At 69.1% G+C, this 16,693-nt stretch carries 10 protein-coding genes; 6 read left to right on the top strand and 4 right to left on the bottom strand.

Features of this window, described 5'->3' with window-relative positions; translation table 11 throughout:
- Window positions 1-13: 13 nt before the first annotated feature.
- Window positions 14-868 (bottom strand): LysR family transcriptional regulator, encoded by an 855-nt coding sequence (locus ACFWFP_RS01515; protein WP_379292579.1) that lies wholly within the window; start codon window positions 866-868, stop codon window positions 14-16.
- Between the two features lie 145 nt (window positions 869-1,013).
- On the opposite strand from ACFWFP_RS01515, the gene ACFWFP_RS01520 reads away from it, so the two are divergent.
- The 4 genes from ACFWFP_RS01520 (at window position 1,014) to ACFWFP_RS01535 (ending at window position 10,931) form a co-directional block, all read left to right on the top strand.
- Window positions 1,014-2,372 (top strand): NAD(P)/FAD-dependent oxidoreductase, encoded by a 1,359-nt coding sequence (locus ACFWFP_RS01520; protein WP_379292580.1) that lies wholly within the window; start codon window positions 1,014-1,016, stop codon window positions 2,370-2,372.
- Between the two features lie 248 nt (window positions 2,373-2,620).
- Window positions 2,621-3,439 (top strand): GNAT family N-acetyltransferase, encoded by an 819-nt coding sequence (locus ACFWFP_RS01525; protein WP_379292581.1) that lies wholly within the window; start codon window positions 2,621-2,623, stop codon window positions 3,437-3,439.
- A 46-nt stretch (window positions 3,440-3,485) separates the two neighbouring features.
- The gene (locus ACFWFP_RS01530) at window positions 3,486-4,400 is read left to right on the top strand and encodes a lysophospholipid acyltransferase family protein (RefSeq protein ID WP_379292582.1); all 915 of its coding nucleotides are present in this window, start codon (window positions 3,486-3,488) and stop codon (window positions 4,398-4,400) included.
- Between the two features lie 378 nt (window positions 4,401-4,778).
- On the top strand, window positions 4,779-10,931 hold the full coding sequence (locus ACFWFP_RS01535) for an amino acid adenylation domain-containing protein (RefSeq protein WP_379292583.1): 6,153 nt from the start codon (window positions 4,779-4,781) through the stop codon (window positions 10,929-10,931).
- Window positions 10,932-10,985: 54 nt separating this feature from the next.
- On the opposite strand, the gene ACFWFP_RS01540 is transcribed toward ACFWFP_RS01535, so the two are convergent.
- The 3 genes from ACFWFP_RS01540 to ACFWFP_RS01550 form a co-directional block, all read right to left on the bottom strand.
- Complete coding sequence (locus ACFWFP_RS01540) at window positions 10,986-11,837, bottom strand: 3-hydroxybutyryl-CoA dehydrogenase (protein ID WP_379292584.1); 852 nt, start codon at window positions 11,835-11,837, stop codon at window positions 10,986-10,988.
- A 144-nt stretch (window positions 11,838-11,981) separates the two neighbouring features.
- The gene (locus tag ACFWFP_RS01545; RefSeq protein ID WP_379292585.1) at window positions 11,982-12,626 is read right to left on the bottom strand and encodes a Rid family hydrolase; all 645 of its coding nucleotides are present in this window, start codon (window positions 12,624-12,626) and stop codon (window positions 11,982-11,984) included.
- Between the two features lie 29 nt (window positions 12,627-12,655).
- Window positions 12,656-14,221, bottom strand: a complete 1,566-nt coding sequence (locus tag ACFWFP_RS01550) for a flavin monoamine oxidase family protein (RefSeq protein ID WP_379293717.1) — start codon at window positions 14,219-14,221, stop codon at window positions 12,656-12,658.
- 239 nt (window positions 14,222-14,460) lie between these two features.
- Here ACFWFP_RS01550 and ACFWFP_RS01555 point away from each other — a divergent pair, with 239 nt between their 5' ends.
- Entirely contained in the window at window positions 14,461-15,954 is a 1,494-nt protein-coding gene (locus tag ACFWFP_RS01555; RefSeq protein ID WP_379292586.1) for an APC family permease, read from the top strand.
- A complete protein-coding gene (locus tag ACFWFP_RS01560) occupies window positions 15,951-16,691 on the top strand; it encodes an IclR family transcriptional regulator (RefSeq protein WP_379292587.1) in 741 nt (246 codons plus the stop codon). The genes ACFWFP_RS01555 and ACFWFP_RS01560 overlap by 4 nt, the downstream gene beginning before the upstream one ends.
- The last annotated feature ends 2 nt before the right edge of the window (window positions 16,692-16,693 follow it).

Below are 16,693 nucleotides of genomic sequence, written 5' to 3' on the forward strand. Positions count from 1 at the left end.
GGACGACCACGGCTCACGGTCGGTGCAGGGCATCGAGCAGGGTCTGCACGATCGGATTCTCGCGGGCGTCCTCGCGCAGGACCGCTGAGACCGGGATGCGGAGGCGGTGGTCGGTGAGGTCGAGGGTGAGCAGGCCCTTGGTGGGGCCCTCGTAGAGGATCGTCCAGGACTCGGGGCGGTTGAGCAGTTCCATCGTGGCGGTGTGATCGGGCGGGATCGGCGGGCCGAAGGTGGGGCCGGTCGGGAGGTCGGAGAAGGCGGAGCGGATCAGTGTGTGCAACAACACCTGCTCCTGCTCGGGCGGGAGCAGCAGGGGATAGGGGCTCAGATCGGCGAGGGTGACCGCGCCGCGTTCGGCCAGCGGATGATTGCTCGAGATGGCGATCACCAGGTCCTCGACCCACAGCTGTTCCACCGCGAGACCCGGCTGTTCGACGCTGCCGCGGATCAGCGCCAGATCGCAGTCGCCGTCGGCCACCGCCGTGATCCGCTGACGGAACGGTTTGATCACGTATTCGATCTCGGCGTCGGGGTGTGCGGCCCGCGCGGTGGCGATCGCGGACAGCGACGGCGCGGCGAAAGACATGTTCGCGGCGAGGCGGATGCGCGGTCCGGTGGTGCGCACGGCGGCGCGGATCGCCGATTCCAGGCTCAGCATCTGCTTGGCCAGTGGCAGCAGGCGCGAGGTCGCGTCGGTCGGGACGACGGCGCGGGTAGTGCGCTCGAACAGTTGCGCGCCGAGGTCACGTTCCAGTCTCGCGATCTGATGGCTGATCGCGGATTGGGAGATGAAGCAGCGGTTGGCCGCGCGGCTGAAACTGAGCTCCTCGCAGACGGCCACGAAGTAGGCCAACTGTCGAAGTTCCACCAGGTACCTCCCATTGATGAGTTATGCAGATAAGAGTCATCTCTATTATGCGCCCAGGCAGTGGAAACATCTTCGTTCCGCATCGCGTTTACTCATAGGAAAGGACTTATTACCGATCTGGAACGCGATCTTGGAGCGAGTGATCATGGAACACACAGATGTCGTCATCGTCGGCTCGGGCTTCGGAGGCCTGGCCGCAGCCAAGCAACTGGCCAAGTCACGAGTCGGTGTCGTGCTGATCTCGAGCACGCCCGAACACCTGTTCCAGCCGCTGCTGTATCAGGTGGCGACCGGCGTGCTCGCGCCCGAGGAGATCGCGCCGCCGATCAAGAACGTACTGCGCCGCCACCCCGAGATCGACGTCCGCCTCGGCAAGGTCACCGGCATCGACGCCGAGAACGCGGTCCTCACCTACGAGACCGCCGACGGTCCCCGCCAGATCGCCTACGCCTCGCTGATCGCCGCCACCGGAGCCAGCCAGAGCTACTTCGGTCGCGACGACTTCGCCGAGAAGACCTATTCGCTCAAGACCATCGACGACGCCCAGCGCCTGCGCGACCAGATCGCCCACGTCTTCGCCCTGGCCGAGGGCGCCGACGAGGTGACCAGGCACCGCCTGCTCAGCTTCGTGGTGGTCGGTGCGGGCGCGACCGGTGTCGAGGTGGCGGGCCAGATCAAGGAACTCGCGAAAAGGCACTTCCACCAGCAGGTTTCGGTGACCCTGGTCGAGGGCGCGGGCGAGGTGCTGCCGCCCTTCGGCGGCGGGCTCTCGGAATACGCGAAGCGCTCGCTCACCGACAGCGGCGTCGAGGTGCTGCTCGGCACCTTCGTCACCGACATCGACGAGGGCAAGGTGACAGTCAAGGACAAGGAGGGCATGGAGCGCCGGATCGCCGCCGAGACGGTGGTGTGGTCGGCGGGCGTGCAGGTCGGCGGCTTCGCGACCCTGCTCGCCGAGGCCACCGGCGCCGAGACCGACCGCGCGGGCCGCATCCTGATCAACCCCGACCTGACCGTCGGCGGTCACGCCGACATCTACGCCATCGGCGACATGACCTCGCTCAACGGCTACCCCGGCCAGTCGCCGGTCGCCATGCAGGAGGGCCGCCACGCCGCCGACATCATCCGTCGCAAGAAGGACGCGGGCACGCCCTTCGTCTACTGGGACAAGGGCAGCATGGCCGTGATCAGCCGGTTCAGCGCGGTGGTGAAGCTCAATGAGCGCGTGACGTTCAAGGGCACCATCGCCTGGGCGATGTGGTTGGCCGTGCACCTGATGTACCTGGTCGGCTTCCGCAACCGCTTCGCCGCGGTGGCGGGGTGGCTGGTCGCGTTCATCGGGACGGCGCGCCCCGGCTTCGACGAAGCAGAGCGCGCGGAGGCCGAGCGCGCGAAGGTCGAGCCGGCGAAGGCTGAACCGGCGAAGACCGAGCACGCGACGGTCGAGTCGGCGGACGCCGGCGTCACCGCCGCGGCGATCGCCAAGGAGCGGGTGCGCGTCTGACCCATCCCGCGACGGCCCGCCGAGGAATCGGCGGGCCGTTCGTCGTTGCGCAACGCTCGCAATACCCGATCGCGAAGCGGGTTCAGCGCCGAAATCGGTCGTGTTCGGCTAGAAACCCGCAGGTGGGCGAACGATGGGCAGCGGGTCGGTAAACGCCTGGTGTGACGCCCATCTCGTTCACCGAACGGGCATCGGCACGACACTGGAGCGTCGCTCCGATGCCAGCTCGAACTGGCTTCATCAGCAGTATGACAATTTCGTCCGTGTTGACCGCCCCGGCGCCGGACTCCGGGGTGGGGAAATCTCGGTACTCCTTGGTCGTCGCGTCCGACGCCGAGCACCGGGAAGCCGCACAGCGACTGCGCTACCAGGTGTTCGCCTCCGAACCCGGTTTCCAGATGCCCGAGAACGCCACCGGCCTCGACGCCGACAAGTTCGACCTGCACTGCGACCACCTGCTGGTTCGGGACGAGTTCTCCGAACAGTTCGTCGGCTGCTACCGGATGCTGCCGCCGGACAAGGTCGACGCGGCGGGCGGCTACTACACCGCCACCGAGTTCGATCTGACCCAGCTCGATCCCACGGGCCACCGGATCGTCGAGATGGGCCGGGCCTGTGTGGTGCCCGATCACCGCAACGGCTCGGTGCTCACCCTCATGTGGGCGGGCATCCTGCACTACATCCAGCTCACCGGCTACGACTGGGTGATGGGCTGTGTGTCGGTGCCGATGCAGGATTCGCCCACTGATCCGGCCGGGGTGAACGTGCGCGGCGTGCGCGATCAGCTGCTGGGCCGCCATGCCTGCGATCCCGAGCGCCGGGTGCACCCGTACAACCCGGTCGTCGTCGACGGACTCTCGCTCGATCAGATGACGCCGCCGAGCCGTCCCAAGATGCCGCCGCTGCTGCGCGGTTACCTGCGCCTGGGCGCCGAGATCTGCGGCGAACCCGCCCACGACCCCGATTTCGCCGTCGCCGACTTCGTCGCGCTGCTCGGCATGGAAACCATCAACACCCGGTATCTGGAGCGGCTGCAGAGCGCGGCCGCCAATTTCGACGGGAAGTAAAACCATGGTGTTCGACGCGCCGCCCGCAACGCACTCTCATTCGTGGATGCCGTCGAGCCCCTGTGGGTCCGGCTGCATCGAGCCGATCGACGAGGTCGGCACCGCCAGGATGTTCGCTCGCCTGGCCGGCATCGCCGGACTGGTGCTCAGTTTCCCGGTACTGACCATGGCCACCCCGAAGTCGCGGCGTGAGCAGGTGCAGCGCCGCTACGCCAGGGCGGCACTGGGTTGTCTCGGGATGCGGTTGCGCATCATCGACAACCGCTCGCCCGAACAGGGCGCCTCGGCGGAGGGCTTCGCCGACACGGGCACCGCGGTGATGATCGTGGCCGGGCACATCGGCTGGGCGGATGTGGTGACGCTGGCCGCGGTGCAGCCGGTCAGCTTCGTCGCCCGTGCCGACATGGTCGAATGGCCGCTGCTGGGCAAACTCGCCAAGCTCACTCGCGTCATCCCGATCGAGCGTGCGCGACTGCGCGAACTGCCCGGCGTGGTCGGGCAGGTGGCGGATCGGCTGTCCTCCGGTAACCGGATCGTGGTCTTCCCCGAGGGCACCACGTGGTGTGGGCGGGCCTACGGTTCGATGCGGCCCGCGATGTTCCAGGCCGCCGTCGACACCGCCACCCCGGTGCAGCCGGTGCGGCTGCGGTACCTGGACAGCGACGGAATGCCGTGCACCGTACCGGGTTTCGTCGGCACCGACACTTTCGCCGATTCGGCGAAGCGAGTGCTGCGCAGTAAGGGCATGATCGCCGAGATCGTGCTCGAGCCGCTCGAAAACCCCGGACCAGATCGGCGGGATCTGGCCCGGCGCTGCGAGGCGGCGGTGCGTGGCACCGACCGTTCCCGCCACGGCGTGGCCGACACCCAGTGGATCGAAGCGGGCAATACCCGCGTGCAGGACCCCTCGATGGGAGAGCAGGAGCAGGTTCGCCGACCGGCGAGGGCTACTGCCTGGTAACCGCTTCCGGCGGGAATCATCGACAACCGGAGGCCGCGTTCGCGGTCTCCGGTTTTGTCGTCCGTGCCGGAGGAATCGTCACGGATGTGCAGGTCGTCGACCGGGCGCCAAATCGCGGGAATGTGAAACGCTCCTGTCCGCTCGGAGATGTTTCGCCCTGCGTATGACCTGCGTATGAGCTGTGTAACAAACTGGCCAGTCGGCTATACCCATACGTGGGTACGTTGAAACGAACAAATTGCCACGGCGCCGAAATTGATGAGATATTTGCGGTACCGTCACGCAGGATTTTTCCGATACCCCGTGTAGCCGAGAGTCCAGGCGACGTTCGAGATGTGCGATCGCAAGGGTGATCCATGGTGAAGGGAAGCCTTTCCGGTGACTGAGCAAGCTTCTGGCGTACGCCGTCGCGCCGCGCGCCGCATCCGTCGCGCGCCCGTGACGTCGACGCTGCCGCGCCTCCTGCTGGCCGCAGTCGAGCGTGCCCCCGAGGCGCCCGCGCTGCGATTCGACGGACAGACCCTCACCTACACCGAACTGGACCAGTGGTCATCGCGCCTGGCCAGGGTGCTGATCGCTCGCGGCCTCGGCCCCGGTGACCGGTTCGTCCTCGCGCTGACCCGTTCGATCGAGTCCGTGGTCGCGGTCTGGGCCGCCGCCAAGTCCGGTGCCACCTTCGTGCCCGTCGACCCCCGCTACCCGGCCGAACGAGTCGCCCATATGCTCGCCGACTCCGGTGCCGCGTTCGGCCTGGCCAAGGCCGCGGACGCGGCCCGCCTCGACGCGGGGATCCAGTGGCTGTCACTGGATTCCGACGAGTTCGGCGTCGAATGCGCCGCGATGTCGGACGAACCCGTGAGCGCGAGTGAACGCGTCCGCAGGCTGTCCCCGGACGACCTCGCCTACATCATCTACACCTCCGGCTCGACCGGCGTGCCCAAGGGCGTCGCGGTCACCCACACCGGCCTGGCCGGCCTGTGCGCCGAACAGGTCCGCCGCTTCGGTATCACCGCCGGCTCGCGCACGCTGCACTTCGCCTCGCCCAGCTTCGACGCCAGCATGTTGGAGATGCTGCTGGCGATCGGCGCGAGCGCGACGATGATCATCGCGCCGCCCGATGTCTACGGTGGCGACGAACTGACCGAACTGCTGCGCGCCGAACGCGTGACCCATGCCTTCATCACGCCCGCGGCCCTGGCCGGGCTCGACCCGGCGGCGCTGCCGGAACTGGCCGCGCTCGCCGTGGGCGGCGAGGCCTATCCGCCCGAGTTGATCGCGCGGTGGGCGCCGGGGCGCGCGTTCTTCAATGTGTACGGCCCGACCGAGACCACCATCGTTTGCGCGATGAGCGATCGGCTGACCGCCGACGACGTGATCACCATGGGCGACACGATCCCCGGGATGACGGCGCTGGTGCTCGACGCCCGGCTGCGCCCGGTTCCGGATCGGGTACCCGGCGAGCTCTACCTCACGGGCGAAGGTCTGGCCCGCGGCTATCACGACCGCGCCGGGCTCACCGCGAGCCGATTCGTCGCCGACCCGCTCGGTCGCGGCAGGCTCTACCGCACCGGTGACCTGGTGCAGTGGGTTCCGGTGCCCGGCGGCGTCGGCCTGAAGTTCCTCGGGCGCACCGACGCCCAGGTGAAACTGCGTGGCTTCCGCATCGAACTCGGCGAGATCGACGCGCTGTTCGCCGCCGACGACACGGTGCGTTTCTCCGCCACGCTGATCCGGACGCTGCCCAGCGGGGAGAGCGCGCTCGTCTCCTATCTCGTCGCGGCCGCGGGTGCCACGATCGACACGGCGGCGCTCACCCGGCTGGCGGAGCGGCACCTGCCCCAGCACGCGGTGCCCGCCGCGATCGTGGTGCTCGACGAGGTGCCGTTGACGCCGGTCGGCAAGCTCGATCACCGGGCACTGCCCGCGCCGGAACTCACCGCCCGCGAGTTCGAGGAGCCGCGCGGCGGCACCGAACGCACGGTGGCCGCGGTCTTCGCCGAACTGCTCGGCGCCGACCCGATCGGGCGCGGCGACGACTTCTTCGCCCTCGGAGGCAATTCGCTGCTCGCCACCCAGCTGGCGGGCCGTCTCGGTGCCGCGGTCGGTATGCGAGTACCGGCCCGCACCGTGTTCGAACACGGCACGGTGGCCGAGCTGGCCGCCGCCCTCGACGCGCTGGTCGGTGCGGCGTCGGCCCGGGTACCGCTGACCCGGCGCGAACGCGGTGCGCACGTACCGCTGTCGCTCGCCCAGCAGCGCATGTGGTTCATGGCGCGACTGGATCCCGACTCCAGCGCCTACAACATCCCGGTCGCGCTGCGCCTGTCCGGTCCGCTCGACCCCGCCGCGCTCACCGCCGCACTCGACGATGTGCTCGAACGGCACGAGGTGCTGCGCACGGTGTACCCCGAGTACGAGGGCGCGGGTTTCCAGCAGGTGCTGCCCGTGGCGCAGGCCGGCCTCGACATGACGGTCGACCCGGTCACCGAAGCGGATCTGCCGGGCGAACTGGCCAGGCTGACGTCCGGCGGATTCGATGTGTGCCGCCGAGTTCCCGTGCGCGCGGCCATCTTCCGGCTTTCCGCGACCGACCACGTGCTGGCGGTGGTCGTGCACCACATCGCCACCGACGGCTTCTCGCTCGGCCCGCTGACTCGCGACCTGATGACCGCCTATGCCGCCCGCACCGCCGGCGCGGCGCCGGGCTGGGCGCCGTTGCCCGTGCAGTACGCGGACTACACGCTCTGGCAGCAGGAAATGCTCGGCGCGGCCGACGATTCCAGCTCGTTGCTGGCCGAGCAGCTCGGGTTCTGGCGTAGTGCGCTCGCCGGTGCCCCGGCCCTGCTCGAGCTGCCCACCGACCGGCCGCGCCCACCGGTCGCGGGGACCCGCGGTGCCGCACAGGACTTCGCGGTGCCCGCCGAGGTGCATGCCGCGCTGGAAACCCTGGCGCGCGAACACAATGCCTCGCTGTTCATGGTCGTGCGGGCCGCGCTGTCGGTGTTGCTGGCGCGGGTCGCCGGTTCCGAGGATGTCACTGTCGGCGCGCCGGTCGCGGGCCGTGGCGAGCCCGAGCTCGACGACCTCGTCGGCATGTTCGTCAACACCATCGTGTTGCGCACCCGCATCGACGCCGCCGAATCCTTCGCGGCCCTGCTCGATCGGGTTCGCGATATCGATCTGGCCGCCTTCGCCCACGCCGATGTGCCGTTCGAACGCCTTGTCGCCGAACTGGATCCGCCGCGCACCCAGGCGCACCACCCGCTGTATCAGGTGGCGCTGTCGTTCCAGAACTTCGGCGCCACGCGCCTGGAACTGCCCGAGTTGACGGTGTCGGCGGTAGATCTGGGCGAGGAAGCGGCACCGGTGGACCTGCAGCTCACCGTTGTTCCGCTCGAGGACAAGGACGGACCTGCCGGTCTGCGCTGCTCCTGGCGCTACGCCACCGATCTGTTCGACGCCTCGACCATGGCGACGCTCGGTGCCCGCCTGGCCGGGCTGCTGGCCGCGGCCGTCGCCGCGCCGTACCGGCCGGTCGGCGACCTGCCGGTGCTGACGGAAGCCGAGCTGACCGAGCCCTCCGGCGAGCTCCGCCTCGTCGCGGACTCGACGTTGCTCGACGAATTCCAGGCCCGCGCCCAGCATCGCCCGGACGCACCCGCGGTCACCTTCGACGGGGTCACGGTGACCTACGGCGAGCTGGCCGGCCGCGTCAACCGGCTGGCCCGGCTGCTCGTCGCCGACGGCGCCGGCCCCGGAAGCACGGTGGGCGTGGCCATTCGGCCGTCGATCGAACTCGTCGTCGCCATGTACGCGGTCTTCGCGGCCGGTGGCGCCTACGTGCCGCTCGATCCCGATTCGCCCGCCGAACGCCGCGCCGACATCCTCGCCGCCGCGCAGCCGGTCTGTCTGCTGACCACCACCGGCGACGCGATCGCGGCCGACGGATTGCCGGTCGTCGTGGTGGACCGGGTCGAGCTGTCGCACTTCTCCGACGCCTGGCTGACCGAGGCCGACCGCCTTCGCCCGCTGCACACCCTCGACCTGGCGTATGTGATCTTCACGTCCGGCTCGACGGGCAAGCCCAAGGGCGTCGGCGTGCCGCATTCGGCGATCGTCAACCAGGCCGCGTTCATGGTCGGCGAATACGGGGTGGGCGAGTCCGACACTGTCCTGCAGTCGATTCCGTTCACCTTCGACGCTTCGATGATCGGTTTCGCTGCCCCGTTGCGCGCCGGCGCGCACATGATCGTGGCCGCCACGCAGGGGCTCACCGATCCGGCCTACCTCGCCGAACTCATTGCCCGCCACCGTGTTACCGGTACGACCATCGTGCCCTCGGTCTTGCAGATGCTGCTGGATTCCGCGCCCACCGGCGCCCTGCGTTCGCTGCGCGCGGTGTGGGTCGGCGGTGAGGCACTGCCGAACGCCACCATCGAACGCTTCACCACCGTCACCGCGGGGCGTCTGCACAATCTGTACGGCCCCACCGAGGCCACCGTGTCGATCACCGGCGCCGATGTGACCGACGTGGGCGACGGCATCGTGCCGATCGGGTTGCCGCACTGGAACTCTCGCGCCTACGTGCTCGACGCGCGGCTGCGGCCGGTGCCGCTCGGCACGCCCGGCGAGCTGTACCTGGCCGGTGCGCAACTGGCCCGCGGCTACCTCGGCAGCCCCGGCAAGACGATGGAGCGATTCGTCGCCGACCCGTACGGTCCCGTCGGCGAGCGGATGTACCGCACCGGTGATCTGGTGCGCAGGCTTCCCTCGGGTGACCTGACCTACCTGGGCCGCACCGATGTTCAGCTCAAACTGCACGGTCTGCGCATCGAACCCGGTGAGATCGAGGCGGCGCTGCGCACGCATCCGGCGGTCGCGGGTGCCGCGGTCGCGGTGCATCGCGAACAGCTGGTCGGCTACGTGACACCCCTGGACGGTGCGGTCGACACCTCCGAGGTGTTGGCCACCATCCGAACCCTGTTGCCCCCGTACATGATTCCGCACCGGCTGCTGGTGCTCGACGAGTTTCCGCTCGGCGCCACCGGCAAGCTCGACCGCAAGGCGCTGCCCGCGCCCGCCGTGGAGATCCGCGAGTACCAGGCGCCGGCCACCGCCGACGAGCAGATCGTCGCCTCGGCGATCGCCGGAGCGCTCGACCTCGAGCGGGTCGGCCGCGACGACGACTTCTTCGTCCTCGGTGGCACCTCGCTCGCGGCGATCCGGGTGCGCGCCACCCTCGCCGAGCAACTGGGCATCGAGGTGCCGCTGCGCCTGCTGTTCAGCTATCCGCTGGTCAGTGACCTGGCGCTGGCGTTGCGCGACGAGTCGTCGGCCTCGGCCGCCGGTCCCGACCCGGCCGTCGACGCGATCCTCGACCCGTCGATCGACCTCACCGGCTGCGCGCCCCAACGGGCCGGCGCCCCGGCCACGCTGCTGCTCACCGGCGCCACCGGGTTCCTCGGCAGCTTCCTGCTGCGCGAACTCCTCGAACAGACCTCCGCGACCGTCCACTGCCTGGTCCGCGCCACCGACGACGCGAGCGCCGTGCATCGCGTCGTCTCCACCGCCGCGAAGTACCGCATCGACCTGACGCCCTACGTCGACCGAATCGTCGGCGTCCCCGGCGATCTCGCGCAGCCGAACCTCGGCATGGACCCCCTGCGCTTCGCCGAACTCGCCGCCAGAGCCGACGCGATCTATCACAACGGCGCGCTGGTGAACCACCTCGAACCGTATGCGCGGATGCGCGCGGCCAATGTCTGCGGCACCACCGAGGTGCTGCGCCTGGCCACCACCACCAGGGTCAAGCCGATCCACTATGTGTCGACCCTGTCGGTCCTGGCGGGGGTCGCGCAGGACAACGGGGTGCCCGCCGGTCTGCCCGGCTACGCGATGACCAAGTGGGTCGCCGAGCAGCTCGTGCACGCCGCGATCGAGCGTGGCGTTCCCATCGCCGTCTACCGTCCCGGCTTGATCACCGGCGACTCCCGCACGGGCGTCGCCCCCGCCGAGGACGCCTGGTGGACGATGTTGCGGTCCATGCTGGTGCTCGGGGTGGCGGTCGATGTGCGGGCGATCGCCATCGAGATGGCCCCGGTCGACCATGTCGCGGCGGGGATCGTCCGCCGGTCCCGCCAGGCGGCGGCCATCGGCAATATCTTCCGGGCCGCGGGCGCGCAGGTGCCGCTCCAGGTCGTCTACGAGGAAATCCGCAGCCGCGGTTACCGTTTCGACTTCATCGACCCGATGGAATTCGGTCTGCAGCTGTCCACTGCCGCCGAACGCCCGGACGCCGACCCCATCCTGGCTCGCGCTTCCGCGCTGAGTGGCAACTACGCGGCCGCCCTCGCCAAGGCGAACCCGGTGGCGGTGCTGAGTGAGGTGGAATCGTCCCCGGTCGAGCCTTTCCGCGGCCTGCCGATCGAGTTCCCTGCGGTCGACGCCGCGGTCATCGCCCGCTACTTCGATCACTACATCGACATCGGCTTCTTCCCGGCGCCCGGAGCGGAGAATCTCACGCCCGCGTGAGCGCGGGCTCGCCGAGCTTCCCGCAGGAGCGCCTGGCTCCTGCGGGACCCGGCATCACTTCGCGTAGTCGTAGAATCCGCGCCCGGACTTGCGGCCCAGCCGGCCCGCGTCCACCATCCGGCGCAGCAGCGCGGGCGGGGCGAGGTGCGGCTCGGCGAACTCCGCGTACAGCGACTCCGACGCCGCGAGAGCGATGTCGAGGCCGACGGTGTCGAGCAGCGTCAGCGGGCCCATCGGGTAGCCGCAGCCGCCCTTCATCGCCGCGTCGATGTCCTCGGCGGTGGCGTAGCCCGACTCGAGCATCCGGATCGCCGAACACAGGTAGGGGATGAGCAGCGCGTTGACGATGAACCCGGAGCGGTCACCGGCCTGCACGGCCATCTTGCCGAGGGTGTTCTTCACGTAGTCGGTGACGGCCACGGCCGCTTCCGGCGCGGTCACCAGGGTCGAGATGATCTCGACCAGCGGCATCACCGGCACCGGGTTGAAGAAGTGCACGCCGACGACCCGCTCGGGCCGCTCGGTCGCCCCGGCCACCTTGATCACGGGGATCGAGGAGGTGTTGGTGGCGAGGATGCCCTCGGGCTTGACGATCTTGTCCAGCTTGCCGAAGATCTCGTACTTGAGCGCCTCGATCTCCGGCGCGGCCTCGATCACCAGGTCACGATCGGCGAACTCGTCCATGTCCAGGGTGACGCGCACCCGCGCGAGCACCGCGTCGGCCTCGTCCTGGGTGATCTTGCCCTTGGTCACGCCACGGGCGATCGACGTGGCGATCCGGTTCTGGGCCGCCTCGGCGAACTCCGGCTTCGTCTCGAGCACGAGCACCGAGCTGCCCGCCTTGGCGCACACCTCCGCGATGCCCGCACCCATCGTGCCGCCACCGATTACACCGATCAACTCCATTGCCGTACTCCCAACATCGCATTGCCCTGCTTGTCCCGGGGATTATTTCACCCGGGCTGGCACTCAGTGCCACAGGCTGCCGGAACGTGAGCTATCGCACCGGCTGGACGCGACTCTGACCAGGGAATTCGTCAGCGATCCGACTCACTTACCCGCCGGGTACACGGCGTCGACTTCGACCTCGACCAACCATCCCGCCACCGGCAGGCTCGCCACTTCCAGGGCGAAGCGGCTCGGTCGTGCCGCGTTGCGGACCAGGGGTGCGGCCGGGGCGGCGCTGCCGAGGGGGACCAGCTCGGTGTCGCCGGTGGCGAGGTTCGTATTGGCGAAGAACTGCCGGTAGGCGCGGTTCCAGCCGACGTAGTCGGCACGGTCGGTACCGGGAGCGTTGTCGAGGAACACGCGCATGGTGATCACGTCGTCCAGGGTCAGGCCCTGAGCTTCGAGGTTCTCCCGGATTCTGGCCAGCACCGACATGCCCTGTGCCTCGGTGACAGTGACACCGGGGGGCAGCTTCGCGTCCGCGAACTGCTGGGTGTCGATGAAGGATTCGGGGCTGCCGGTGGGGGCGGCCTTGTTGGTGGCGGTGGGGCCGAGCCCGCTGGTCTTGTAGACGGTAGCGTCGGCGGCGATCGTCACGCCTTGGGCGATCATCGGATTCGCTTGTCCCACTTCGAGAACCGAGGTACTCGGCGCAGCGGTCGGCTTCGACTCGGCCGGGTCGGCCGAGCAGGAGGCGAGGGTCAGCGCGGCGAGGGCCGTCACGGCCAGGGTGATCGTCGTCTTCATGGTCGATACTCCTTGTCGGGGTGAGAGATTCAGGCGGCGACGCGAGCGTGCAGGGCGGTCACCACGTCGCGGGCGGAGGTGAAGGCGCCGTGCTGCCAGGCGATCGCGTTGGACAGGTGGTCCCCGGCGAAGTAGATGCGCTCGACGGGGGCAAGGAGTTTCGTGTACTCGGGGGTGGCCGCACCGCCGTGGGAACTGCTGCCCGACCATCCGACCCACGCGCCCTCGGAGTACTCGGTCCGCCGCCAGCTGCCGGAGAACGACGAGGCGATGCCGGCGCGGTACTTGTCGCCGTGAATCGCCGCGCCCTCGTCGACGGCCTTCGCCAGACGTTGCCGGTGGGTGAGTGATTCGAAGGCCTGATGACGTTTGCCGGTGTTGTAGTAGCCGACCACCACGCCACGGTCACCGTTGTAGTGGTCGTAGGGGAACATGATCTGCGCGATGTCCTTGTCGGTATTGCTCGCGCCGCCGTAGATCCGGTCGTCGAGCTCCCACCAGCGGCGCGAGTACTCGATGCCGAGCTTGCCCGAGGACACCGGGATCGCCGCTTTCAGCGCGGTGAGCACGTCGGCGGGCAGGTTGTTGGCCAGCCGGCCGACGAGATGGGGCGGCAGCGTGCAGATGCAGTAGTCGGCGTCGAGGGACTGGCGCGCGCCGTCCTGGGTGTATTCGATCCGTACACCCTCGGGGGTGTTCTTCATCGCCGACACCTCGGCGCCGAAATGGATGCGCTGCGTGCCGATCTCGCGCTGGAAGGCGGCGTAGATGCGGTCCATGCCACCGACCGGGGTCATCATCATCATGGCCTGGTCGTAGCCGAATTCGAAGCTGAAATTGCGGCCGAGACCGCTGCGGATCGTGTCGGACATCGGAAACGGCTTCGGCTGTTCGCCGAAGTTCAGACCCGCGCCCGGTTCGGAGGTGTAGCCGCGCCGGGTCGATCCGAGATAGCGGCCGTCACTGGAGAGGTCGCCGAAATCGCGCAGGAACGACGACAGCGCTTCCTTGTCGGCGCCGGAGAGCACATCGTCGAGTGCGCCCCGCGACGCGGCCTTGTGCAGCAGCTCGGACATGTAGCCGTACATATCGGCCTTGGCGGCGCGGTACTGCACCGACTGCCCGGAGATCGAGGTGCTGCTCTGGTAGTTCACCAAGGTGGAGGCGTTCTGGTTGCCGAAGGGCTGGATCTCGACACCGAGTTCGCGACAGTAGTCGAGGGTGATGTGGCCCTGCGGTATTCGCGTGGCGCCCAGATTGAAGTAATGCCCTTCGGCGAAGGTACAGCTCTGGGTTTCGCCGTTGAGATCGGTTTCGGTGGTGCCGTTGCGCACCGACCACACGCGTCCGCCCGGACGCTTCCTGGCTTCGAGCACGGTCACGTCGTATCCGGCCTTGCCCAGTTCGTAGGCCGCGCACAACCCCGCGGGGCCGCCGCCGAGGATCGCCACCTTCGCGCCACCGTCGCCCTTGCCGATGAGGTCGCCCATGGCGGGCGAGCGGAACGACACCTGCGCCGTGGCGGGCGCGAGGCCGAGGGTCGACATCGCGCCGTAGGCGAGGCCGGCCCCGCCGGTGATGCCGAGACTCTGCATGAATGATCTTCTGGTGACTGCCATGGGTAGCTCCGTCCGCCGCGATATCCGTTCTGCGACAGCGTCCGTCGACGGTGGGTCGGTGCCGCTACGTCGCGGAAAACGTTCACCGATCGGCGAGTGAGATCCGTCGCGGTCGCTTTCTCGCTCGGTGACCATCGCCTCGACTCGCGCCCGCAATACCGCCGAAACCAGGCCTGGATATCCTCGCCCGCACCGACAACGCTGGGAGGTGTGGGATGACGGCACTGGCCGACGCGGTCGCGCGCTCGTTCGCGGCCGGGGAGCCCGCGCGCCCCGCGGTGTCGCCGTTGCGGGCGCTGGGGCGCAGGCAACTGCCGGGTGTGGCGTTGCTCGGCCAGTCGATCGCGACCACCGCGCCCGCCGCGTCGATGGTGCTGTTGCCGGTCACGATGCTCACCCACAACGCCCTGCTGCCCGGCCTGGTGACGATCATCATCGCGACGCTGGTCATCACGCTCATCGCGTACTGCGTCGCACAGTTCACCCGGCGCCTGTCCGCGGCGGGTGGGCTCTACACGTTCGTCAGCCACGGCGCCGGACCGCGCGCGGCGCTGACCTGTGGCGTCGGAATGCTCGTGAAGTACCTGGGCAGTGCGTCGCTGACGATGTATCACGGGTCGCAGACCGCTCTCGCCTTGGCGGCGCAGCTGGGAATCACGCTGCGCGGCTGGCAGATCGGGGCCGTCTGTCTCGGCTTCGCGGTGCTGATCGGCGCGGTGCTGGTGCGTGGTGTGCGGTTCGCCGCGATCGCGATCCTGGCGGTCGAGGCGTGTTCGCTGGCCTTCATCATCGGCCTCATGCTGGTGTCGGGGCCTGTTGTCGCGATCACCCCGGCCGCACCGAATGTTCCCGCGGTGCTGGCCATCGCGATGTCGGCGCTGTTCGCGCTCGCGGGCTTCGAGAGCGCCACGTTCTTCGCACCGGAGACGCGGCGTCCGCTGGTCACCGTGACCCGAACGGTGCTGCTCACCCCGGTGCTGTGCGGGGCGCTGTTCATCTTCGCGTCGTGGGCGGCCTGGTCCGGGCATGCGGGGGCGGTGGTGAACGCGTATCTGCACGGGACGGCGAGTGGGTCGAGTCTGCTCGTGGTGATCCTGCTCGACGCGGGGCTGACGTGCTCCTGGCTCGGGTCGTCGATGGCTTCGTCGAACGCTGCGTCGCGACTGATGTATTCGATGAGTGTGGAGGGTGTGCTGCCGCGGCTGCTGAGCCGGGTCGGTCCGCGGTTGCGGACCCCGCACGTGGCGTTGGTGCTGATCATCGGCATCGTCGCCACGGTCGGTTCGGGTTTCGTCGCGCTCGACGGTGTGCCCGCCGCGGCCAAGACCGTGATGCGCACGGCACTCGCGCTGTCCTACATCCTGGTCGCGGTGGGTGCGGTGCTGTTCCTCGGCCGTATCCGCGAGCGCGGCCGCGCCGACCTCGTCGCCGGGTGGGTCGGCAGTGGGGTGCTCGCGGCGGTGCTGGGCTGTCTGACGGTGTCGGATGTGAGCGACGGTGTGGTGCTCGCGCCCGCGACGGTGCTCGCCGTGCTGCTGGCCGGCGCTGTCTGGTATCGCTATCTCCGGGACAGTTGTCCCGAAAGTCTCACGGCCATCGGTGTTTTCGACAGTCCTGAATCCGTGGACGTGCTGCCCGGCGCCGGGGTGTTCGCCGTCAACGCCCGCGGCGCGATGGCCCTGGTCGGGGCGGACCGCGCCGAACAGTGACAACGACGACCCGCCGCGACGGCCCGACCGGGCATGAGCCGAGGGCTGTCCAGAAGGCCCTCGCGCTGCTCGAGGCCGTGGCGCGACTGGGTTCGGGCGCCACCGCGAAGGACATCGCCGCGCAGACCGGCATCGCCCCCGCGACCGCGTACCGCCTCCTGAATCTCCTCGTCGCCGACGGTTACCTGGTGCGGATCGAGGACCTGTCCGGTTTCGCCCTCGGCCGCCGTACCCGTGAGCTCGCCGGGGCCGCCGCCCCCGAGCCCGTCTCCGGCAATCACCGGATTCTCGGCGAACTGCGTGCCCAGCTGCGTTTCGGCATCCATCTCGCCTCCTTCGCCGACGGCCGGATCAGGATGATCGACAAGGACCCCGACCACGAGCTCAGTGGTGAGAAGGTGCTGCTCACCAGCCCGCACGCCTGCGCTATCGGCAAGATCCTGTTGGCGCGGCACCCCGAATCCGTGGTCGAGGCAACGTGGCGCAAGGTCACCACCTCCACCATCACCGACGGCGCCGATCTGGCCGCCGAGCTGCGCCGAGTCGCCGTGGACGCCGTCGCCGTCGAGGTGAACGAATGCCGCCTCGGCCGCAGCGCTGTCGCCGTCCCGATCCGCACCGCCGACGGCACTGTCACCGGTGCCCTGGCTGCGATCGGCAAGACCGGCCGCCTGCCCGTGCACGATCGCGACCTCGTCGACTTGCTCACGTCGGCGGCCGGTCAGCTGACGCTCTGACC

The organism is Nocardia sp. NPDC060249 (assembly GCF_042728755.1).
In the GTDB taxonomy this organism is placed as follows: Bacteria; Actinomycetota; Actinomycetes; order Mycobacteriales; family Mycobacteriaceae; genus Nocardia.

Excerpts from the sequence above, each read along its gene's own strand:
- ACFWFP_RS01550 (WP_379293717.1), bottom strand. The coding sequence starts at position 14,221 with ATGCAGAGTCTCGGCATCACCGGCGGGGCCGGCCTCGCCTACGGCGCG.
- ACFWFP_RS01520 (WP_379292580.1), top strand. The coding sequence starts at position 1,014 with ATGGAACACACAGATGTCGTCATCGTCGGCTCGGGCTTCGGAGGCCTG.
- ACFWFP_RS01555 (WP_379292586.1), top strand. The coding sequence starts at position 14,461 with ATGACGGCACTGGCCGACGCGGTCGCGCGCTCGTTCGCGGCCGGGGAG.
- ACFWFP_RS01545 (WP_379292585.1), bottom strand. The coding sequence starts at position 12,626 with ATGAAGACGACGATCACCCTGGCCGTGACGGCCCTCGCCGCGCTGACC.
- ACFWFP_RS01525 (WP_379292581.1), top strand. The coding sequence starts at position 2,621 with ATGACAATTTCGTCCGTGTTGACCGCCCCGGCGCCGGACTCCGGGGTG.
- ACFWFP_RS01530 (WP_379292582.1), top strand. The coding sequence starts at position 3,486 with ATGCCGTCGAGCCCCTGTGGGTCCGGCTGCATCGAGCCGATCGACGAG.
- ACFWFP_RS01540 (WP_379292584.1), bottom strand. The coding sequence starts at position 11,837 with ATGGAGTTGATCGGTGTAATCGGTGGCGGCACGATGGGTGCGGGCATC.